Origin of the sequence: Nocardia amikacinitolerans, from assembly GCF_900215415.1 — a bacterium.
GTDB lineage: Bacteria > Actinomycetota > Actinomycetes > Mycobacteriales > Mycobacteriaceae > Nocardia > Nocardia amikacinitolerans.
Genome location: NZ_OBEG01000009.1, coordinates 1 through 19,858, shown reverse-complemented (window position 1 = coordinate 19,858; position 19,858 = coordinate 1). Strand labels below are relative to the sequence as shown.

The 19,858-nt window shown below is 67.6% G+C and carries 20 protein-coding genes; 9 read left to right on the top strand and 11 right to left on the bottom strand.

Going from position 1 to position 19,858, the window contains the following annotated elements; all coding sequences use genetic code 11:
• Positions 1 to 181: 181 nt before the first annotated feature.
• The 4 genes from CRP45_RS30835 to CRP45_RS30825 all read left to right on the top strand — a co-directional run bounded on the left by CRP45_RS30835 (position 182) and on the right by CRP45_RS30825 (position 2,178).
• A complete protein-coding gene (locus CRP45_RS30835; RefSeq protein ID WP_179831069.1) occupies positions 182 to 799 on the top strand; it encodes a TauD/TfdA dioxygenase family protein in 618 nt (205 codons plus the stop codon).
• Between the two features lie 18 nt (positions 800 to 817).
• Positions 818 to 1,453 carry an asparagine synthase-related protein gene (locus CRP45_RS30830; protein WP_097248164.1) on the top strand — a complete coding sequence of 212 codons (636 nt, stop codon included), beginning with the start codon at positions 818 to 820 and terminating at the stop codon, positions 1,451 to 1,453.
• Between the two features lie 63 nt (positions 1,454 to 1,516).
• Positions 1,517 to 1,645, top strand: coding sequence for a hypothetical protein (locus tag CRP45_RS35025; protein ID WP_281256228.1), 129 nt, complete (start codon positions 1,517 to 1,519; stop codon positions 1,643 to 1,645).
• Between the two features lie 188 nt (positions 1,646 to 1,833).
• Positions 1,834 to 2,178 (top strand): ArsR/SmtB family transcription factor, encoded by a 345-nt coding sequence (locus tag CRP45_RS30825; protein WP_097248329.1) that lies wholly within the window; start codon positions 1,834 to 1,836, stop codon positions 2,176 to 2,178.
• Here CRP45_RS30825 and CRP45_RS30820 read toward each other — a convergent pair.
• Positions 2,168 to 3,379 (bottom strand): cytochrome P450, encoded by a 1,212-nt coding sequence (locus CRP45_RS30820; protein ID WP_097248163.1) that lies wholly within the window; start codon positions 3,377 to 3,379, stop codon positions 2,168 to 2,170. The two genes, CRP45_RS30825 and CRP45_RS30820, sit on opposite strands and share 11 nt — an antisense overlap.
• Complete coding sequence (locus CRP45_RS30815) at positions 3,376 to 4,704, bottom strand: MFS transporter (RefSeq protein WP_097248162.1); 1,329 nt, start codon at positions 4,702 to 4,704, stop codon at positions 3,376 to 3,378. Before CRP45_RS30815 ends, CRP45_RS30820 begins: the two co-directional genes overlap by 4 nt.
• A 151-nt stretch (positions 4,705 to 4,855) precedes the next feature.
• On the opposite strand from CRP45_RS30815, the gene CRP45_RS30810 reads away from it, so the two are divergent.
• Positions 4,856 to 6,277, top strand: coding sequence for an FAD-dependent monooxygenase (locus tag CRP45_RS30810; RefSeq protein WP_179831068.1), 1,422 nt, complete (start codon positions 4,856 to 4,858; stop codon positions 6,275 to 6,277).
• A gap of 8 nt (positions 6,278 to 6,285) precedes the next feature.
• Here the strand turns inward: CRP45_RS30810 and CRP45_RS30805 are convergent, their stop codons facing one another.
• Genes CRP45_RS30805 through CRP45_RS30775 form a run of 7 tightly spaced genes read right to left on the bottom strand, consistent with a single transcriptional unit; the run spans position 6,286 to position 13,943 of the window.
• Positions 6,286 to 6,951 carry an HAD family hydrolase gene (locus CRP45_RS30805; protein ID WP_245910618.1) on the bottom strand — a complete coding sequence of 222 codons (666 nt, stop codon included), beginning with the start codon at positions 6,949 to 6,951 and terminating at the stop codon, positions 6,286 to 6,288.
• Positions 6,948 to 7,943, bottom strand: a complete 996-nt coding sequence (locus tag CRP45_RS30800) for an AfsA-related hotdog domain-containing protein (RefSeq protein ID WP_097248159.1) — start codon at positions 7,941 to 7,943, stop codon at positions 6,948 to 6,950. Before CRP45_RS30800 ends, CRP45_RS30805 begins: the two co-directional genes overlap by 4 nt.
• 40 nt (positions 7,944 to 7,983) lie before the next feature.
• Positions 7,984 to 9,687, bottom strand: a complete 1,704-nt coding sequence (locus CRP45_RS30795) for an ABC transporter substrate-binding protein (protein WP_097248158.1) — start codon at positions 9,685 to 9,687, stop codon at positions 7,984 to 7,986.
• Positions 9,680 to 11,281 carry an ATP-binding cassette domain-containing protein gene (locus CRP45_RS30790; RefSeq protein WP_097248157.1) on the bottom strand — a complete coding sequence of 534 codons (1,602 nt, stop codon included), beginning with the start codon at positions 11,279 to 11,281 and terminating at the stop codon, positions 9,680 to 9,682. Before CRP45_RS30790 ends, CRP45_RS30795 begins: the two co-directional genes overlap by 8 nt.
• Positions 11,278 to 12,132 (bottom strand): ABC transporter permease, encoded by an 855-nt coding sequence (locus tag CRP45_RS30785; protein WP_097248156.1) that lies wholly within the window; start codon positions 12,130 to 12,132, stop codon positions 11,278 to 11,280. The genes CRP45_RS30790 and CRP45_RS30785 overlap by 4 nt, the downstream gene beginning before the upstream one ends.
• A complete protein-coding gene (locus tag CRP45_RS30780) occupies positions 12,129 to 13,076 on the bottom strand; it encodes an ABC transporter permease (RefSeq protein WP_245910616.1) in 948 nt (315 codons plus the stop codon). The genes CRP45_RS30785 and CRP45_RS30780 overlap by 4 nt, the downstream gene beginning before the upstream one ends.
• 3 nt (positions 13,077 to 13,079) lie before the next feature.
• Complete coding sequence (locus tag CRP45_RS30775) at positions 13,080 to 13,943, bottom strand: sulfurtransferase (protein WP_179831067.1); 864 nt, start codon at positions 13,941 to 13,943, stop codon at positions 13,080 to 13,082.
• Positions 13,944 to 14,115: 172 nt separating this feature from the next.
• Here CRP45_RS30775 and CRP45_RS30770 point away from each other — a divergent pair, with 172 nt between their 5' ends.
• Genes CRP45_RS30770 through CRP45_RS30760 form a run of 3 tightly spaced genes read left to right on the top strand, consistent with a single transcriptional unit; the run spans position 14,116 to position 17,256 of the window.
• Positions 14,116 to 14,970 (top strand): sulfurtransferase, encoded by an 855-nt coding sequence (locus tag CRP45_RS30770; RefSeq protein ID WP_097248327.1) that lies wholly within the window; start codon positions 14,116 to 14,118, stop codon positions 14,968 to 14,970.
• Positions 14,971 to 14,986: 16 nt separating this feature from the next.
• Positions 14,987 to 16,291, top strand: coding sequence for an NtaA/DmoA family FMN-dependent monooxygenase (locus CRP45_RS30765; protein WP_097248154.1), 1,305 nt, complete (start codon positions 14,987 to 14,989; stop codon positions 16,289 to 16,291).
• A complete protein-coding gene (locus tag CRP45_RS30760) occupies positions 16,288 to 17,256 on the top strand; it encodes an LLM class flavin-dependent oxidoreductase (RefSeq protein WP_179831066.1) in 969 nt (322 codons plus the stop codon). The genes CRP45_RS30765 and CRP45_RS30760 overlap by 4 nt, the downstream gene beginning before the upstream one ends.
• Positions 17,257 to 17,264: 8 nt before the next feature.
• Here CRP45_RS30760 and CRP45_RS30755 read toward each other — a convergent pair whose 3' ends face one another.
• The gene (locus CRP45_RS30755) at positions 17,265 to 18,617 is read right to left on the bottom strand and encodes an aminotransferase class I/II-fold pyridoxal phosphate-dependent enzyme (RefSeq protein ID WP_179831065.1); all 1,353 of its coding nucleotides are present in this window, start codon (positions 18,615 to 18,617) and stop codon (positions 17,265 to 17,267) included.
• 227 nt (positions 18,618 to 18,844) lie between these two features.
• On the opposite strand from CRP45_RS30755, the gene CRP45_RS30750 reads away from it, so the two are divergent.
• On the top strand, positions 18,845 to 19,279 hold the full coding sequence (locus tag CRP45_RS30750) for a Zn-ribbon domain-containing OB-fold protein (RefSeq protein WP_342747053.1): 435 nt from the start codon (positions 18,845 to 18,847) through the stop codon (positions 19,277 to 19,279).
• Between the two features lie 325 nt (positions 19,280 to 19,604).
• On the opposite strand, the gene CRP45_RS30740 is transcribed toward CRP45_RS30750, so the two are convergent.
• Positions 19,605 to 19,858, bottom strand: a 254-nt coding sequence (locus CRP45_RS30740) for a helix-turn-helix domain-containing protein (protein WP_143861578.1), incomplete at its 5' end; no start/stop codon positions are given.

Below are 19,858 nucleotides of genomic sequence, written 5' to 3'. Positions count from 1 at the left end.
GAAATATGTCTGAGCGGGGATGATGATGATTGATGAAATAGACGCGCGTGCTGTTGCGAGGCGTGTGAGATGTGCGTACCCGAACCCCGGAGAAATCCGAAGTAGGCTCGAATAATTCGGCTTCGCCGTCATCGAGCCGAGCGATGGGCGTCCACTCGTGTTGGACGAGATAATGTTGGAATTGGGCAATCCGGTCGAGTACAACTTCGGGACGAAGCTGTCCCTGGAGCCTCGGCAGGATAGCGACAACGTGCAATTCACCGAACGTGGGATGCGCCTGCATGCCGACTCACCGTTCAACGCCGGGCCGCCCGTCAAATACATCGGGATGTACTGTGTCGCGGCCCCGGATGAAGGCGGCGAATCGTTGATAGCGATGTGCGACGCGTTCTTCCAGCAGGCGCCAGACGACCTGCTGGACACCATGCACGAAATCCTGGTCGAGTACCGCAACCGAATTGCTGACTACTACAAGGACCATCCAGGGAGAGCGGAGCATCCGCGAGTGAAGCCTATTCAGATCGACCCAGACACGGGTCGGCGTCGACTGGTCATCGGGTTCACCGATCCCGACGATCCGACACGGACGCACGACGCGGCGGTGGTGGTCGGATACAGCGCGGATGAGAGCGCTGAACTGCTCCGACGCATCGAGGCGGAACTCCATAAGCCAGCTGTCCTGTACACCCACAAGTGGCGCGCAGGTGAGGTGATGGTGCTGGACAATCGGCGGGTACTACACGGGCGAGCGGCATTCCCGAACCAGACACGCAAAATTGTTCGCCTGTCGGTGGCATGAGTTCTCCGGATACGACTCATGGAAAACTATCCTTCCGTTCTTTTGGAAATACGCCGCGCCCTCGGAGGTCTGAGCGTCCGACTGGGCGCGACTGCTGAGCAGGCAGATTATGGTCACCTTGTAGTCGACGAGTTCGAGCGGCAAACGTCTACGGCGAACTATGACTCGGAAATCACGTCCATAGAATGGAACACCGAGCACGTCACGGTGCGAACCAGTCGGCTGAATTCGACGATCCTGTACTACTGGATCGCCCCCGACGCCGCCCGCTGTCTCATAGGAACCGATCTGGCCGAATTGACGGCGCGCATCATCGCAACCGCGGACGATCGCGCGGATATACCGGCACGAATTCGTGAAATCCGACCGATGACTCGCACGATCGGGAGCGGTACGCGCACCGTCTTCGACACTCGTACGGGCGACAGGCGCATATCGGCGACCGAAACAGTCATCCTGCGCTGGACGCCGGACCCGGTGCAGGGGGAGTCCGCGGTCGCCGCCGGGACGCGGCAGATCGAGGCACTACGCCGGGAGATGACGGCGGCGGTCCGGTCTAGGCCGGTGACCGCTGTCGTCTCCGGTGGGGTGGATTCCGGGCTCGTCGCTGCCCTGGCGCAGCAAGCTGGAACGGCGCCGATGCCGTGGCCGTAGGTGTAGGGGCGGTTCAGCGCCCCCTGAATCCTCCCGGTCATCTCTCGAGCGAAGGAGCAGACAATGTCCACAATCCACCTCGGAGCCCTGGTCGGGACCGTCGGCAGACCCGTTTTGACGCAGGCCTTCAGTAAGACCGTCAAGGCCGTCGAAGCCCGCGACAGCGACACGGGAACGGCCGGACACTCGTGACGGTACCCGCTCCAACGGGGCGCCGCGGGGCCGCTCAACCCATTCCAAGACAATTCCCGCAGCGGCGAACTGGATGCGCGCAAGTCTCGTCCGCGCAACCCGGTTGGTAGGTCGACCCGGTAGGTACTATGACTGTCATAGGTATGACAGTCGTCAAAAAGACTGCCGCGGCGGAAAGGAATGGGATCGTGGCCGATGCCGATGGACATCCCGATCTCCAGGAGTTCGATCTTTCCGCGGTGCTGGCCGCTCTCGCGGATGACAATCGGCGCAATGTGATCGCGCAGTTGTACGCCGAGCCGGACGGCACCGAGCAATTCTGCAGTGTGTTCGGGATGCCGTGGGCGCCGTCGACCCGGACGCATCATTTTCGGGTCTTACGCAAGGCGGGGTTGATCTGGCAGCGGGATGTCGGCAACGGCCGGATGACGAAGCTGCGGCGCGAGGATATGGAGAGGGCGTTCCCCGGGCTGCTGGGGGCGATCCTCGACGCCGACCGCGGTCGTCATCCGGCCCGGCCGGCTACCAGGTGACCGGGAGCGAGGTCGGCCGGTGTACGAGAACGCCGGTCTCCCAGGGGATTTCATGCTCCGGAACCGCGAGTTCGAGCGTCGGTAGCTCGGTGACCAACCTGCGCAGTACTTCGGTGATCTCCATCCGCGCCATGGCCGCACCCATGCAGTGATGCATGCCGTACCCGAACTGCAGGTGCCGCTTCCCGTCGCGCGCGGGATCGATGACCGCCGGATCCGGGTACACCTCGGGATCCCGATTCGCCGAATGCGCGTCGGCGTACACGATGTCGCCGGGGTGCAGCACGCCGTGTGACAGCGTGACCTCGCGGGTGGTGACCCGGGGGAAGGTCGAGATCCGGCCGAGCGGCAGCAACCGCAGGAACTCCTCCACCGCGGTAGGGATGGCGTCGGGGTTGTGCACCAGGTACTGCCACAGCTCCGGTCTCGCGAGCGCGACGTAGGCGATCTTGGTGATCACCGACAGGATGTTCTGATCACCGCCGACCAAGGAGCCGAGCAGAATGGCCGCGTACTCCGCGTCGGAAACCGGCGGCGAGACCGAATCACGCGCCTCGAGCAGGTCGATGATCAGGCCGGGTCGCAGCTCGCGCCGCCGGGCGATCAGATCCTCGAGGTAGTGATAGAGCGTCCAGAAGTCGGCGAGCAGCTGGTCGATGTCGGTGTCGTGGGCCAGCTGCATCTCCCGCGAAAGATGCCGGAAATAGGCGATATCCGCGGTCGGTATGCCGAGGTAGTCCACATTGACTCCGATGGTCACCGGATCCAGCAGCGCGCCAACGAGATCCGCCGACCCACGCGCCCGCTGCGCACGCAACTCGGCGAGCGCGTCGTCGAGGACCCGGTGGACCGCGGGGACCCGGCGGGTCATCGTGGCGGCGCTGTATGCGGACGCCACGAAGCCTTTGAGCCGCCCGTGCCCTGGATGGTCGAGATTGAGCAGCATCTCCGTCGGCATGATCGTCGGCAGGAAGCTGGGTCCGTCGTCGACGTTGGTTTCCGCGCGCGCGAAACTGAGGTCGGTCAGTACCGCGTGCACGTCCCGGTACGAGGTCACGTGCACGGCCGTATGTCCGCTGGGCAATTTCACCTGCGGCAAACCGCCGGTGGAGCGCTGCGGCAGCGGTTCGATCATGGTGGGCGGTGCGATATTCGCGATGCCGTCGACATCGACCCGGACGGCGTCGAGTGCGTGGGTCATGAGCTGACTCCTTCTGGGCTGGAACCGATTTCCCGGTTCTCGGTGACTCGTGCGGTGCCGCGCACCACGACGATGAGGATGGTGAGCACGACGAGCAGGGCGATGAGCACGCCGACTGTGGTGGTGAAGGCGGAGCGGTAGACGTCGGGGTGCCCGTATTGGCCGGCGGCGGTGTCGTCGGCGGCCGATCCGCTGAGCTGGGTGCCGACGACCGCGGACAGCACGACGGCGTATCCGGCGACGAAGATCGCTTCGCTGCCGATGCGGAAGAAGTTCAGCACCCCCGCCGCGGTTCCGCCGCGGTCGGCGGGCACGACCGACAGCGCGTGACCGTCGACCAGCCCGATGGGCAGGCCGAAGCCGAGGCCGAGCAGCACCATCGGCAGGATGATCCAGGCCACCGAACGGTCTTGGGAGAGCGCGAGAACGCCCGCGTTGCCGAGGATCAAGGCGACCAGGCTGAGAAAGACGACCTTGCCGATCGTCAGCGAGGGGAAGCGGGTGACCAGCTGCCCGATGGCGACCGGTGCGACGAAGACGGGGATCGTCATGGCGAGCATGAGCAACCCGGAGGTGCCCGCCGACAGGTCGGTGATGCCGCTGAGCGCCGAGGGCAAATAGGTCAGCAGGGTGACGAAGCCGATCGAGCCGGCGACCGGAACCAGGCACATCGCCAGGAATTCCCGATTGCGCAGCAGGCCGAGGTCGAGGATCGGGCCGTGTTCGGTGACAGCGGGTTTCGCCGCGGGCAGCAGGCGCGTACCGATGCCCGCGGCCGCGAGGATCACCGCGTGCACCACGAACACACCCCGCCAGTCCAGCAGTGAGATCAAGACGCCGGAGATGGTCGGGCCGAGCGCCAGACCCAAACCGTTCACCGTGCCGAAGACGGCGAATGCCCGGATGCGTCGCGGCCCTTCGTACGCGGTCGACAACAGCGCGGTGGCGCCGGTCAGGATCGCCGCCGCGCCCACACCGGCGATCACCCTGGCCGAGTCGAGTACGAGCAGGTTCGGAGCCACGACACTGCCGACGCTGCCCGCGACGACGAGCGCGGCGCCGATCCCGAAGGTGCGCCGGTGCCCGATGCGGTCACTGGCCGCGCCCCACAGCAGCGTGGTGAGCGCGAAGGCGATATTGAAGCCGTTGACAACCCATTGCAGTGCAGTGGGATTCGAGCCGAGATCCCGTGAGATCAGCGGTAGTGCGATCGCGGTGCCCGCGATGGCCATGGGTGTGACGAACTGAGCGGCGAGAACCACGGGAAGCGTCGCGCTACTAGGTGGTGCGCTCTGAGTTTCGGTTTCGGCGGTGACGGTCGACATGAATACCCCTGTGACGGTGGGTGAGAGGACTTGTGGAAGGTGCGGCAGGTACTACCCGACTGCTAGCTACTATGATGTTAGTAGCTACGATCGACCTCGTACAACCGCTGTCGCGGACCGGCCTCCGACCACCTCGCCCCAGGAGAATGTGATGACCACGGCGTCCAGGCCCCACTCGAGCACCACCGATTCCGTTCTCGACACCGATGTTCTGGTGGTCGGCGGCGGCCCGGTCGGCATGCTGGTGGCCGCCGAACTGGCGTTGCAGCAGATCCGGGTCGTCGTGGTCGAAACCCGCACCGAGCTCGACATTCGCCCGCGCGCGGGCACCGTGCACGCTCGCTCGCTGTCTCTGCTGGCGCGCCGCGGATACCTCCCGTCGACGGACCCCGAGACGATTCGACGCGATCCGCACGGGGTACGCCGGACCCCGTTCCAGTTCGCCGCGCAGCCGGTGCTGACGATCAGCGCGCCGAGCGTCGAGCCCGGTCCGATCGCGGGCATTCCGCAGGCTCGGCTGGAGGCGGCATTCGAGGAACGCGCACGAGCCCTCGGTGCGCGGATTCTGCGCGGCCACACCGTTTTCGCGCTCGACGTGCGTGACAACGCCGTGGTCGCCGACGTCGACGACCTCGCCGCGAAGCGTTCGCTTCGCGTCCACGCCGAATACGTCGTCGGCGCCGACGGCGCCCGCAGCCTCGTCGCCCGCACCGGTGACTTCCCGGCGCACGTCTATCCCGCGACCATGAATGCCCTTGCCGGGCTCGCCTTTTCGGAGACGCCCGGGCAGATTCCGCCGGGCTGGAATCCGACGCCCACCGGATGGACCATGCACAATCCGAACCCGTACGGCCCGGCGCGGATCGTCGCGATGGATTTCAGCGGCCCCCTCGACCACCGGCCGGAACCCTCGGCGGCCGAGTACCGGCAGCGCCTGGAATACGTGCTCGGCGCAACCCCCGCGCTGAGCGGCGTCAGCCACCTCACCCGCTTCAGCGATCACGGCCGTTTCCGCACCAGCCTGCGGGACGGACGACTGTTGTTGGCGGGCGATGCCGCCCACAGTCACTATCCGCTCGGCGGCCAAGGCCTCAATACCGGTATGCAGGACGCGTTCGGACTCGGCTGGCGGCTCGCCCGCGTGATCACCGGACGCGACCGGTCCGAGATCCTGGACGACTATTCGCGCGAACGCGTCGCCGTGGCGTCGGCGGTGGTCGGCAATACCGTGCTGCAGTCGCGGATGATGAACCCGCGGACGCCGGAGTTGCGCGATGCGGTGGTGGCCATGCTCGCGGTCCCTGTGGTCCACGATGCCCTCGCCCAGCTCATCAGCGGCCAGTTCCAACTCGGCTTCCAGCACGATCTGGTGGTGACCGAGGCCGGCGGCCGGGAGCACACCCTCGCCGAACTGTTGCGCGAGGGCCGGTTCGTGGCGATCCGGCCCGACGACCACACGCCGGTACCGGACGGTCCGGCCGACGCCGTCGTGGTGACCGGCAAGGTGACCCCGGACCAGGCGTGGACCTCCGCGCTGGTCCGGCCGGACAGTTACCTTGCCGCCACCCTGTGAGCCGGTGCTCAGCCCGGCCATCGCTCCAGCGCCTCACGCACCTCGCCGATCGCCTGTCCGGCATCGCGGAATCGCACCGCGGTCCATCCAGATTCCCTTGCCGCCGCACAGTTTTCGGCGAGGTCGTCGACCAGAATGCACTGGTGGGGTTCGACGCCCGCGCTCTCGGCCGCGATGGCGAAGATCTCCGGATCGGGCTTGCGGAACCCGACTTTGCACGAATCGATCAACGCGCTAAGCACATCGTCCAGATCGATCATGGCGCGCCAGTACGGCTCCCATTCGACGACATTGTTGCTCAGCACCCCGACGCGAGTACCGCTCTCGGCGAGCTCGATCGCGAACTCGCGCACCGCACTGTTGACCCGATGGCCGGCGAACCACTGCCTGCCGAAATCCGGCTCACTGCGGGACAGATCGAGCTCGGGCGCCTTGGCGCGCAGGACGGCATGCAGCTTGCCAACCCAGGCACGTTCATCGAGCAACGCCAGTTCGATCGGGGCCAGCGGCGCGAGCCCGTACTGGGCTCCCACCTCGGCGATCGCGTATTTGAACAGATCCACCGGAATGCCCGCGACCTGCTCGTATCGGAGGAACAGCTCGTCGAGCGGCGGTGAGAGCACCCCGCCGAAGTCGAACCAGACGAACGGAACCGTCGTGTCCGCCGCGCTCACTGGACCATCGTCCAGACGTCGGCCGGGCGGAACCGCAACTCCACCTCGCCCGCGGCGATCACGTCCTCGCCCTGCGCGAGACTTATCTGTGCCCGTGCGCCGCCGAGATTGCCGGGAACGGCGGCAACGGTGGCCCTGGCGATCGTATCCCGCTCGAACTCACCGAATTTGCTGAACTCGATGCCGAGCCGATGCATCACCATGCGGCTGGTGTCCAAGCCGAGAATCGCGTTCGCGGCTGCCATCGCGACCTGCCGGGCCGCCTCGAACTGCAACATCCCCGGAACATGGTCGAGGGCGTGATCGAACAGTGAGGGATGGTTCGTGTCGATGATGGTCAACGCCGTCAATTCGTCCCCCGACAGCACCGGGTTGGCGAGAATGGCGTTGCGCGGATTGTGCCTGCCGATCGATCCCGGCCGCATCCGCGCGACCGGCAACTGCTCCGGAATCGCGTGCTGCGCGGGCAGACCCAGCGATTCGCGCCCGCGTACCCGGATCCGGTTCCACACCGGAGCGGGCATCCACTGGTAGACCATCACCTCCCTGGCCGCTACGTGCCCCTCGATCTCGGCGACCATCTCGAGGGAGAGTCCGACGATCTGATCGTCACGCCGCTTCTCGCCGACCACCCGCGCCTCGACGACGCAGTGTCCCGGGCAGCTGCCGATCCGCAGCGTGTCGGGATCGATGATCGCGAAATCCGCCGAGCCGAAGATGAACTTCTCCGAGCGGGCGACACCGAGGAAGGTGTGCGCGTAATAGATCGCGACCTGACGGAAGACTTCGATGAGCAGGAGCGGATCGTAGGTGGTCGCGGTGCCACGGTGATCACTGAAATACGAGTGATTGCGAGGCAATTGAGCGGCGAACACAGCGCCGTCCGGTCTCGGGTGCGCGTCGGTGAGGAACACCTCGGCGATCGATTCCCGGTGCACTATGCCGCGGGGAATATTGCGATCGAAGGTCAGAGTTTGGGTTGCGGCAGTCATGATCGAGCCTTCCTGGAGCGGTGATATGGCGGCAGACTGGTCAGCGGACGGCGATGTCGTATGCCCAGGCGTTGACGCTGTTGCGAGGCGGGTCGAACAGCGAGGTCACGTGGTGGATCGCGGAACTGGCCGCGACACTGTTGCGGTCGGTGTACAGCGGTATCGCGACGGCCTTGTCGAGCAGGTAGCCGGTGATCTTGTCGAACAACTGCTTGCGTTGGTCCCGGTCGGTCGCCTTCGTCGATTCGACGAGCCATCGATCCACCTCCGGATCGGCCAGCTTGGATCCGGCGACGATGGACCCGATGGTGATCCCGTCGATCTGTCCGTACTTCAGGTCCGGCGAGGTCGAGCCGTAGGCGCGGTTGAATTGCAGCGACAGATCCAGACCGCCGACCTGGCGGGGGAACGCCTCGTATTGATTGCGCGCGAGCAGGTCGTAGACCTGAGCGTTCTCGACGAACTGCAGTTCGACCTGGATACCGAGGTTCTGGCGGAGCTCGGCCTGCCAGGCCTCGAGGAAATCGTCCTCGGGATAGGTGGGCACGGTGGCGAGCAAGCGGATGGTCAACCGGCGGCCCGCGCTGTCGGTGCGGTACCCGTCGGCGTCCCTGCCGGTCCAGCCCGCTTCGTCGAGCAGAGTTCTGGCCGCGGCGATATCGGCGGTGCCCTTGTTCTCGTATTTCGGGTCGTAGTAGGCGCTGTCGGGCGAGATCAGGCTCCAGGCGCGTCGCTGGGAACCCTTGGTCAGGCTGTCCACCACCGCGGCGATGTCGACGCCCTTGGCGATGGCCCGTCGCACCCGCACATCCGTGGTGGGGCCGTTGGTGAGGTTGAGCATGATCACCGTCGGCGCGGCCGCCGAGCCGATCTGCTCGTACTGGAAACCGTCGATCCCGTCGAACAGCGGGATATCGGTGGCCTTGACGGTTCCGATCGCGTCGACCTCTCCGCTGCGCAACAGGCCGGCCCGGGTGGATGCCTCGGGGATGTACTTGACGACGACCTTGTCGACGTAAGCGGCGCCTTGGTGCCGTGCGGTGGCCGGGCCCCACCGGTAGTCGGGGTTCTTACGGAATTCGAGCTCCTGGCCTTGGACCGCCTTGTCCAGGATGAACGGGCCCGTACCGACCAGCCCCGTCCCGCTGGTGAGGGTCTGCTTGTCCGCGGTCAGGGTGCTGGGAGCCGCGATCGCGCCGCTGAGTCCGGCGAGCGTGGACAGGAAGTCCGCGCGAGGTGTGCTCAGCGTGATCCGCACCTTGTAGGGGTCGAGCACATCGACCGAGCTGACGCTCGAGTACTGCAGCAGGCCAAGCACGGTCCAGGACGGGGAGTCCGGATTGCGGAGGAGATCGATGTTCGCCTTGACGGCGTGCGCGTCGAACTTCTCCCCGTTGTGGAAGGTGACGTCCTCGCGCAGGGTGAATTCGTACACCGTGCCGTCCGGGGAGACGGTCCATTCTGTGGCGAGCCACGGGTGGAACCGCTCGTTCCGGTCCTCGGCGATCAGGCTGTCGTAGCTGTTGCGCAACACCTGGGAGGCGTCGAAGGCCGCTCCGTAATGCGGATTGAGGCCGCGCTGCGGATAGCTCGGCAAGGCGATGGTGAAGGTCCCGCCGGGTTGCGGGGGAGATGTCGGTCCGCCGTTGCCGCTGCCGGGCTCCGGGTCCGACGCGCAGGAGCCCGCGGCCAGCGCCATGCCGGCGACCAGCACGGTGAACAGTCGAATGATGCGGTTACGCACGCGAATAGCTTTCTGTGGGGGCCTGCGCCGTCAGGCGCGGAACGGAATCGAGCAGGGCACGGGTGTACGGCGACGCCGGGGCGGTGAAAACCTGGTCGGACGGCCCGGATTCGACGATCACGCCGTCGTGCAGGACGAGCACGCGGTGACAGATCTGCCGGATGACGGTGAGGTCGTGCGAGATGAAGACGATGCCGACCCGGCGGGTCTGCGCGAGTTCGGCGATCAGCGCGAGAATCTGGGCCTGCACCGAGATGTCGAGCGCCGAGACCGGTTCGTCGCACACCACCAGCCGCGGCCCGCTACCGAGCGCCCTGGCGATGTTGACGCGTTGGCGTTGTCCACCGGACAGTTCGCGAGGGTGACGGTCGATGCTGTCGGCGGGCAGGTGCACCGCCGCCAGCAAGCGCCGCACCTCGTCGCGGCGATCGTGCCTGCCGACTCGCAGTGCGACGCTCTCGCCGATGATCTCGCCGACGCGGTAGCGGGGGTCGAACGAGCCGACCGAATCCTGCGCCACCAAGCCGATCTGGCCGGGCCGTCGCGTCGCGCGCGTCAACGGCGCTCCGCCGAAACGCATTTCGCCGCCGTCGGGCGCGATCAGCCCGGTGATCATCTTCGCCACCGTCGACTTCCCTGAACCGGATTCACCGACCACGCCGAGCACTTCACCGGCCTGGACGTCGAACCCGATACCGGTGACCGCCGGGACCGTACGGCCGCGCACCCGATACGACTTGGCCAGCGCGGTGGCGGCGAAAACCGGGTCACCGGACGGCGCGGGCGGCGCGCCGGCCCGGCCGTGCGGAACCGCGGCGATCAGTTGCCTGGTGTACTCGTGCTCGGGATTCTCGATCACCTGCCTGGCCGGTCCCGCCTCGACGACGCGACCCGATCGCATCACCAGAACGCGATCGGCCACCGAGGCGACCACCGCCAGATCGTGACTGACCAGAATCATCGACCGACCGCCCTCGACCTGCCGAACCAGCAGATCGAGCACCTGCGCCTGAACGGTCACGTCGAGTGCCGTGGTCGGCTCGTCGGCGATGAGAATGTCCGGGTCACCGGCCAGCGCGGAGGCGATCAGCGCTCGCTGACGCTGACCGCCGGACAGCTGAAACGCCCGCTGACCCCTGCGCACTTCGGGATCGGCGATACCCACCGAGGTCAGCAACCGGTCGATCCGAGCCTCGCGTCGACCGCGCGGCAGCGCGCGCAGCGATTCACCGATCTCGTCGGCGATGGTGCGCAGCGGGTCGAGCGCGACGAGCGCGTCCTGGAGCACCAGACCGATTCGGGCGCCGCGGATCTCACGCCACTGCCGTTCGGTCAGTGCCAGCGCCGAGGTACCGAACAATTCGAATCGGTCGGCGCGCACCCGGGCGCCGTCGCCGGCGAGACCGACGAGGCTACGAGTGGTCACCGATTTGCCCGAACCCGATTCGCCGACGATCGCCAGGATCTCGCCGCGCCGAAGATCGAAGCCGACCCCGTCGACGATGTCACCCGCCCTCCCCGGGAAGCCGACGCGCAGGTTGCGCACCCGCAGCACGGTGTCGGTGCCCTTCGCGGGCGCGGCCGTGGCCGTCATGGCTGTGCCCTTCGTTCGAAGCGGTGGCCGGCATATCGGCCGAGCACCGTGGTCGCCAGCACGACGACGGTGATGGCGGCGCCGGGGAATACGACCGTCCACCACGCGATGCGCAGATCGCCGTGCGCCTCGGCGAGCATCGATCCCCACTCCGGTTCCGGTGGTTTCGGTCCGAAGCCCAGGAAACTCAATGCCGCGGCACCGAGAATGCTGGTGCCGAGGCCCAGGGTGACCACGACCGGCAGCGACCGCAGCGCATTCGGCAGGATGTGGCGGACCACGATCCGCGGCCGCGACCTGGTGAGCAGTCCCGCCTGCGCGACGTACTCGCTGCCGCGCACGGCTCGGGTTTCCGCACGCATCACCCGCGCGAATCGGGGCGCGGCGGCGATTCCGATCGCGAGGACGAGATTGGGCGTGCCGGTGCCGGTGAAGGCGATGAGCACCAAGGCGAGCAGAATCTCCGGGAAGGCGCCGAGTAGATCGAAAGTGCGCGAGGCGATCGCGTCGACGACGCCGGCGCCGACACCGGCCACCAGGCCGAGCGTCACACCGATCACCACCGCGAGCGCCGTCGCCGATACCCCGATGAACAGCGACAGCCGAGCGCCGTGCACGACGCGGGTGAACACGTCGCGGCCGAGTTGATCGGTACCGAACGGGTGCTGCACCGACGGCGGCCGATGTGCGGCGACCAGATCGGTCTGCAAAGGATCACCGGAGGCGATCAGCGCGGGCCCGACCGCGGCGAGTACGGCCAGGGCGAGCACCGCTGCCGCGACCCATACGCCGGCGGGCCGTGTCGCCAGGGGCGTCGTAAACCGTTGCCGCGGCGCGGCTGTCGTCGTCATGCGGCGGCCTCCTGCAGGCGCGGATCGATCCAGAGATAGGCGATATCGACGATCACCGTGACCGTCAGGTAGACCGCGGCGGTCAGCAGCGCGACACCCAGGACCACCGGGACGTCGGAATAGGTGACGGCCTCGACGGTCACCCGCCCGACCCCCGCCCGGCCGAAGACCTCTTCGATCACCACGGTGCCGGTGAGCAGCCCGCTCACGGCCCACCCGGCCAGGGTCGCGGCCGGTATCAGCGAATGCCGCAGTCCGTGCCGTAGGCGCAGGCGAGTGGCGCCGATTCCCCGCGATCGGGCGGTGAGCGCGAACGGCTGCTCGAGCGCGCGCTCGATACCCTCCCGCATGACCTGCGCCAGTACCGCGGCGATCGGCAGGGCCAGGGTGACGGCGGGAAGTATCAGGCGCTGGAACTCGTTTCCCGCGGTCACCGGCAGCACCTTCAGTGTGAAGGCGAAGACCCAGATCAAGATCAGACCGGTCCAGAAGGGCGGCGCCGAGGCCACCACGATCTCCGCGGTGGTGACAGACCGGCTCAACACATCGCGTCGGCCCGCGGTGAGGACGGCCAGCAGCGGTGCGAGCACGACCGAGACGAGCAAAGCGAATCCGGCGAGCTGGGCACTGGTGCGCAATTGCTCGCCGAACAAGATGTCGGTCACCGGGTCCCCGCGCACATACGAGTAGCCCAGGTCGCCGTGCAGCAGCCGCGCGAGATGGTGTCCGTACTGCACGACCAGCGGGCGATCCAGTCCCCAGTCCTGTTCGATTCGCGCACGCAAGCTCGGGTCGCTGGATTCGCCCATGATCGCGGTGACCGGATCTCCCGGTGCGATATGCACCGCGAGGAATGCCAGCGTGATCGCGGCCCACATCATCGCCACCGCGGACAGGAGCACACCCGCGATGCGACGGAACACGATGTGCCGGTGGGTATTCACGGCTCAGTCCTCGATGGGCGCGCCGACCAGGCTGCCCCATTCGGTCCAGGAACCGTCGTAGACGCGGACCCGGTGATCGTCGAGCAGGTCGGTGAACACCAGCCAGCCGAGCGCGGCGCGATGCGACAGCCTGCAGTAGGCGATGACCTCCTCGGCCCGCTCGATGCCGAGTGCCGCGACACGCTCGCGAATCTCGGCTACCGGCCGCAGCAGGCCGTGCTCGTCGAGCAGATCCTGCACCGGAAGACTCCGCGCGCCCGGAATGTGCCCGGCCCGTTCGGCACCGTGATCGATCGGCTCGGTGAGCGGCGCGACCCGCAGGCCCGAATACTCCTCCGGCGAGCGAAGATCCACGATCGCGATGGGCGACTCGATCGCGGCGCGCACCTCGTCGCGGCCGACGACGAGCTCGTCATGGCGGGGCGGAATCTGGGGCAGCGGTGCGGCGACGGGCACATGCGACCCGGCGTCGGCCGCCGGTGGAGCAGCGTCGGGCTCCGGATCGCTGCCGCGCCACGCCGGCAGTCCGCCGTCCAGGTACCGCAGGTCGCCGCCGACACCGACGGCCGCGGCCACCCAGATCGCGTAAGCGGCGAACTGGGTCGGCTCGCCCGCGAAGACCACCGTCGACGTCGTGTCCGCGCCCAACGCGTGCAGCCGGTCGGCGAGTACCCGCGCCGACGCGAACTCGCGACGCGAGCGATGCCAGAGCAGATCCTTCCAGTACACGGTGCGCGCACCCGCGATGGTGCTCTGGTCCGGTTCGAACCCCGGTGTGTTGGTCACCTCGACCACGACGACGCCCGGATCCGAAAGACGGGACCGTAACCATCCGGCGTCGACGATGCGGCTCGTCACGACTCCCACAGCAGCCCTCCCGCTCGAATGTGCCGTGTCCGATGACCCGGCGGGGAAAACATAAGAGCGCCAACACGCTGCCGTGAACACAAAAAGTCACCGAGAATCGAATTATGTGTTCAGCACCGCGGAATACATATCCTCGGCAGCGCGCTTCACCCGAACCGCCGAAAGGGGCCTGATGTCCGGCGAACGTGCCGCCCATCTCATATCCGCAGGTCGGCTGCGTGACGATCCGCCGAAGCGGCTGGTGCTGCTCGACGTCCGGGTCGGCGCGGGCGGACCGGATCGGACGAGTTTCCGGCGCGCGCATCTGCCCGGTGCGCGGTTCGTCGACGTCGACGCGGATCTGGCGGGCACCGCCACCGAGCGCTCCGGCTCCCGCCCACTCCCGGACACCGAAACCCTCACCGCCGCAATACGCCGCTGGGGCATCCACTACGACAGCACGGTCGTGGTCTACGACGACTCCCGTGCGGTGCCCGCCGCCCGAGCTTGGTGGGTGCTGAGGTGGGCGGGACTGCCCGATGTCCGCATTCTGGACGGCGGGTTGCGGGCGTGGCGCGAAGCCGGAGGCGCGCTCGTTTCCGGCGCCGAACCGGCCGCACCGGGGACCACGACGGCACAACCGGCCGGACTTCCCGTCATCGATACCGCGGCCGTCGCGGCCCTGCCCGAACGCGGCGTGCTCCTGGATGCCCGCCCGCGCGAACACTTTCGAGGAGACGGCGAATTCGCCGGTCACATCCCCGATGCCATCAGCGCACCGGTGTTCGACGACTTCGACGAGCGCGGCCTGCTGCGCGACGAACACAGCCTGCGTACCCGCTACCGGGACCTCGGCCTCACCGCGGGAGCGACCGCCGCGACGTACTGCGGCAGCGCCATGGCCGCGGCCCTGCAGGTATTCGTCCTCGCCACCCTCGGCATCGAGATCGCGTTGTATCCCGGTGGTTTGTCGCAATGGGCCTGCGACCCGGCCCGCCCACTCGTCCGTGGCGAATCCGCCGCGCCGCGACCCATCCCGCCACCCTGATCACCAGGAGACCTCTATGGCCGACCATCCACGACATGTCATCCTCAACGCCAACCTGATACCCGGCGGCACGATCGGCAGCCCTTGGCGGCGAGCGGCGGAGCCCGCGGCACATTTCGTCGGCATCGAGCACTATCTCGACGTGGCACGCACCGCGGAGCGCGGCCTGCTCGACGCCGTTTTCCTCGCCGATTCGCCGGATCTCCAGGCCAAGGATTGGAATGCGCCGAGCAGGCTGCTCGACCCGTTCATCGCCCAGGCCGTCGTCGCCGCGAACACCAGCCATATCGGCCTGATCGTCACCGCGACCACGTCCTACAACGACCCCTACAATCTGGCCCGCTCGTTCGCGGCACTGTCCGCGGTATCGGGCGGACGGGTGGGCTGGAACTACGTCGTCACCGGCGGCGATGCCGCGGCGCGCAACTACTCGATGGACGCGGCCCTTCCGAAATCCGAGCGGTATGCCCGCGCCGCCGAGTTCATCGATGTGGTCACCGCGCTGTGGGATTCGGCGCCCGCCGACGCCATCGCCGGTGACAAGGCGACCGGCCGCTACCTCGATCCGGCGGTCGTGCGGCCGATCGATCACGACGGCAAGTTCTTCCGAGTAGCCGGGCCGTTGAAAGCGCCGCCGCTGACCCACGGCAGGCCGGTGCTGATCCAAGCAGGCGCGTCCACACACGGTGTGGAACTGGGAGCCAGGACCGCCGACGCGGTGTACTCCGCGCACGTCGATCCCGCGGCGGCGGCCCGGCGCCGAGCTGATCTCCGGTCTCGAGCCGAGGCCGCCGGCCGTCACCCCGACAGTGTGAAACTGCTTCCCGGGCTGATCATCGTGCTCGCCGATACCGAAGCCGCGGCCCGGCGCCGCGAACGTGAACTCATCGACCTCATTCCCGACGATGTCCAGCTGGTCAATCTCGCCGACCGGCTCGGCGTCGAACCCGACGCCCTCGAACTCGACGCACCGTTCCCGTGGGACAAGATCCCCGACGAGAACGCCGACGCGGGCTCGCGCGGGCAGCGCGCGGTGTTGCTCGAATACGTCCGATCCAGCGGCGCCGACACCCGCGGTGCCGCACGGCTGCTCGCCTCCGGCAGCGTGCACGCGAAGGTCGTCGGCGGCCCCGATCAGGTGGCCGGGTTCATCGCGGACTGGTTCGCGTCCGGCGCCTGCGACGGATTCAATCTGATGATCGATGAATTGCCCGGCGGGCTGGCCGATTTCGTCGATCACGTCGTCCCGCTGCTACGGCGGCGCGGCATCGTCCGCAGCGAGTACGAGACCGCCACGCTGAGAGGACATTACGGGCTGTGACCACACCCTCGTTGTTCGTGCAGCTGCGCAGCGGCCCACCGGCCGCCGAGGTCTACCGGCGCACCATCGAGATCAGCGTGCGTGCCGAACAACTCGGCTACCACACGATCTGGTTCGCGACCCGCCACTTCGAGGCGCATCACGCGGCCCTGCCCTCGGTGTTCCCGTTCGTGGCCGCGGCCGCACAGCACACCACCAGGATTCGGCTCGGCACCGGCGTGGTGGCGCTGCCGTTCGAGCATCCGGTGCGCTTGGCCGAGGATGCCGCGGTCGCCGACGCGCTCAGCGGCGGGCGGCTCGAACTCGGCGTCGGCAAGGGGCTCGGGTTCGGGCATTCCGCCGCCAGTTACGCCGGATTCGGCGTTCCCGACACCGACCGGGAATCGCTCTACGCCGACCGGGTAGCCGCCCTGCAACACATACTCGCCGACGGCCGCGTCACCGATGACATCGCCCTGTACCCCCCACCGGGAACGCTGCGCTCCCGGATCTGGCAGTCCACCGGGAACATCGATACCGCTCGCCGCGCGGGCGCCGCGGGCGACGGCCTGCTGCCACACGGGAATTCGCAGGCACGCGCCGGTGGCAGCGTCGGCGAACTCGTCGATGCCTACTTGGCGGAATGCCGAACGACCCCGCGGATCGGGTCGAGTGTGGCGGTGTTGCCCGCGCGCAGCGAACGCGATGCGCTTGACCTGCTCGACACCGACATTCGCTCGAGTCCCGCCTACTACCCGGAACTACCCGGCGCATCCGAGCGGCGGAAGTTCCTGGCGGACAACCGGATTCACTTCGGCACAGCCGGGCAGATCGTCGATCGTCTGCGCGCCGACCCGGACCGTGCCGCCGCCACCGATGTGTTGTTCTACATCCCGCTCGCGGTCGGCCATCCCCGCTACCTCGAGTGCCTGCACCGCGTCAGCGCCGAGATCGCCCCGCACCTGACCCCACTGCCGACCCGGTGATCGCCCCGTCAGTCCAGGAACTCCCGGTGCGCGGCGCCGGCGGCTTCGGCGAGCAGGCGGGCGAGCTCGGCGATCGAGGCGGTGTCGTCGGGTAGCTGCGGCACCGCCACCCGCACCGCTCCCGGACGGGGCGAGCTGACATGCGATTTCGCGCCCGACCCGACGACGATCCCATGCCGCGCCAACCTGAGCAGCGCACCCTGCTCGTCGGCGACCTCCACCCAGACCACCAGGCTGTTGATCCCGGACCGTGCGGTGACTCCCTGCTCGCGCAGGGCCGACAGCAAGCCCGTCCGCCTGGCCGCGTAACGCCCGCGCGCGGTGTCGATCAACGCGGCGGTCTCGCGATCGTCGATCAAGTGCGCCAGCGCGTTCTGCAGGATTCGGCTGTTCGCGGCGATACCGTGCACCCGGGCGCGAATGGCACGCTCGACCAGCGACGCGCTCCCACCGATGACGCAGGTCCGGATATCCATCCCGTAGGCCTTGCAGTAGCTGCGCACACGGACGCTGCGCGCGGGAAAGTAACTCCCCAGCGACGGCGCCTGGGTGTGGGCCAGCGGACCCACCGCGTCGTCCTCGACGATCCACGGCATCGACTTCGCCGACGACAACACCTCGGCCAGTTCCGCCGCCCGGTCCGCCGACAGCGCCCCGCATGCGGCGTATCCGCCCTCCGGTTGAAGGACCACCACCGATGGTTCCCGCCGCAGCGCCGAGGCCAGCGAATCCGCGAGCGCCCCTTGCTCGTCGGATTCGATACCGACCACCTCGTATCCGACATCCGCCAGGGTGTCGAGAAAGCCCGGCATCACCGGCTCTTCCACCGCGACGAGCGAGCCCGCGGGCGCGGCGGCGTCCACGGCGAGAAACAGCCCCTCGGAACCGCCACCCGCCGCGACGAACGCCTCGGCCGCGAAAGGCCAGCCGTCGACCACCGCATCGCGCAGCCGATCGGTGATGTAGTCGCGCCCGGGACGGTTGAGCCGATCGGTATGCAACCCGGCCAGCATCGCAGGCGCTAGATCCGGTTGCAGATCGTAGTCGGGGCTGCCCGTCAGCAGATCCCGGTCCGCGAGCGCGCGGCCCGTGGGTATCTCGTCGAGTGCGGCCACCACGGTGCCACCACGGCGGTTGGTGGCGATCAAACCTTCCTTGCGCAACTCACCCCAGGCGGCGACGACCGTGCGGGTGCTCAGCCCGCAATGCTGCGCGAGCTCCCTGACCGTCGGCAAGCGCGCACCCGCGGCGAGTGCGCCCTCGCGGATCAGCTGGGCGGTCACCGCCCGCACCGACTCGGATGTATGCGACGCATTCGCCTCCAACGCCCGCACCAGCAGCGCAGAACCCGGCTCCGTCACTGACACTCCACTCGTCGTATTTCCTCAGTATGACGACTATATGTGTTCAGGTGAACGGTTTTGTTCCCGGTTGCTCGATATATGTATCGCGTCCCTGTTGGTCCCGGTGCGATCGCGGGGTAAGTGGGGCAGATAGGTATGTTCCCCGTATTTCTACGGTCGCGGAAGCTCCCTCGGAGGACGACGCTCGGTAAGGACGGGATACAGCCATCACGCCGAGGTCTTCCATGTATCAGCACACACACGAATCGAATGGCACTTCCACAGGACGGGCCGGGACCTTGATGATCCGGCGTTGCGGAGGGTGCGACAAGTTGTTCGCCCCGCTGACCGCCGCGTGTGCGACGTGTCAGTCCTCGGAGCTCGAGTGGGTGCCCTCGGCCGGCTTCGGGTCCATCGTGTCCTGGCGGCTGGTGCACCGCAGCGCGAGCGGTCCGCACACCGAGGTGGAGCCGTTGACTACCGCTGTCGTCGAGCTCGACGAGGGTCCGTGGGTGTTCACGACGATCGAGGGCGATGTTCCGCTGCCGACGGATGAGCCGGTCCGGGTCCGGTTCCAGCCGCGTCCCGGGTGGATCGGTTCCCGGTGTTCATCGTCTGTCCTGACGCGCACAATTCGGCGAGCGATGACCTGCCGTCGCACAGTGCGTCGAACGACGTGATCTCGATTCGTTCTCGGGATACCGGCCACCGCTACGACGGGTCGTGGATGCGGGAGGCGTTGGATCGGTGTGATCGGCTCGCGGGTTCGGGTTGTCTGGACGCGGCGGCGAAGTCTTTGATCGGTTTCGCTATCCGGTGGGCTCCGTTCGGTGGCGCGACCGCGGGGGAGTTGCTGGTGACCTTCGGCGTGACGCGTCGACGGTTCCTGCTAATGGTGGACGAGGCGCTGTGCCCGCGCGGCAGCGACAGCATCGAGGTGCGTGAGCTGAAAGGTCATTTGCGGGAGTCGTTGGCGGAGGCGTGGCAGGTGGATTCCCGCCACCGCTACCCCGTAGTGCTGTCGCTGGAGGTCCGGTCCGGGCGCTGGGTGAACGCGGCGCGATACGCACTCGGCGTCAGTCCGGTCCGTCGCGAAAGATGTTGGCGCAGCGAGTCCGTCGTCGCGAGTCCGCTGAGGCGAGCGACCTGGTCCATCGGCAAGTCGGTCGTTTCCAGCAGCTCCTGAGCCCGGATGACGCGCTGATGGAGCAGCCATTGCAGGGGGCTGAGGCCGGTTTCCGCATGGAACTTGCGGGTCA

Excerpts from the sequence above, each read along its gene's own strand:
- CRP45_RS30820 (WP_097248163.1), bottom strand. The coding sequence starts at position 3,379 with ATGACCCACGCACTCGACGCCGTCCGGGTCGATGTCGACGGCATCGCG.
- CRP45_RS30830 (WP_097248164.1), top strand. The coding sequence starts at position 818 with ATGGAAAACTATCCTTCCGTTCTTTTGGAAATACGCCGCGCCCTCGGA.
- CRP45_RS30785 (WP_097248156.1), bottom strand. The coding sequence starts at position 12,132 with ATGACGACGACAGCCGCGCCGCGGCAACGGTTTACGACGCCCCTGGCG.
- CRP45_RS30810 (WP_179831068.1), top strand. The coding sequence starts at position 4,856 with ATGACCACGGCGTCCAGGCCCCACTCGAGCACCACCGATTCCGTTCTC.
- CRP45_RS30765 (WP_097248154.1), top strand. The coding sequence starts at position 14,987 with ATGGCCGACCATCCACGACATGTCATCCTCAACGCCAACCTGATACCC.
- CRP45_RS30800 (WP_097248159.1), bottom strand. The coding sequence starts at position 7,943 with ATGACTGCCGCAACCCAAACTCTGACCTTCGATCGCAATATTCCCCGC.
- CRP45_RS35025 (WP_281256228.1), top strand. The coding sequence starts at position 1,517 with ATGTCCACAATCCACCTCGGAGCCCTGGTCGGGACCGTCGGCAGACCC.
- CRP45_RS30790 (WP_097248157.1), bottom strand. The coding sequence starts at position 11,281 with ATGACGGCCACGGCCGCGCCCGCGAAGGGCACCGACACCGTGCTGCGG.
- CRP45_RS30750 (WP_342747053.1), top strand. The coding sequence starts at position 18,845 with ATGTATCAGCACACACACGAATCGAATGGCACTTCCACAGGACGGGCC.
- CRP45_RS30770 (WP_097248327.1), top strand. The coding sequence starts at position 14,116 with ATGTCCGGCGAACGTGCCGCCCATCTCATATCCGCAGGTCGGCTGCGT.
- CRP45_RS30815 (WP_097248162.1), bottom strand. The coding sequence starts at position 4,704 with ATGTCGACCGTCACCGCCGAAACCGAAACTCAGAGCGCACCACCTAGT.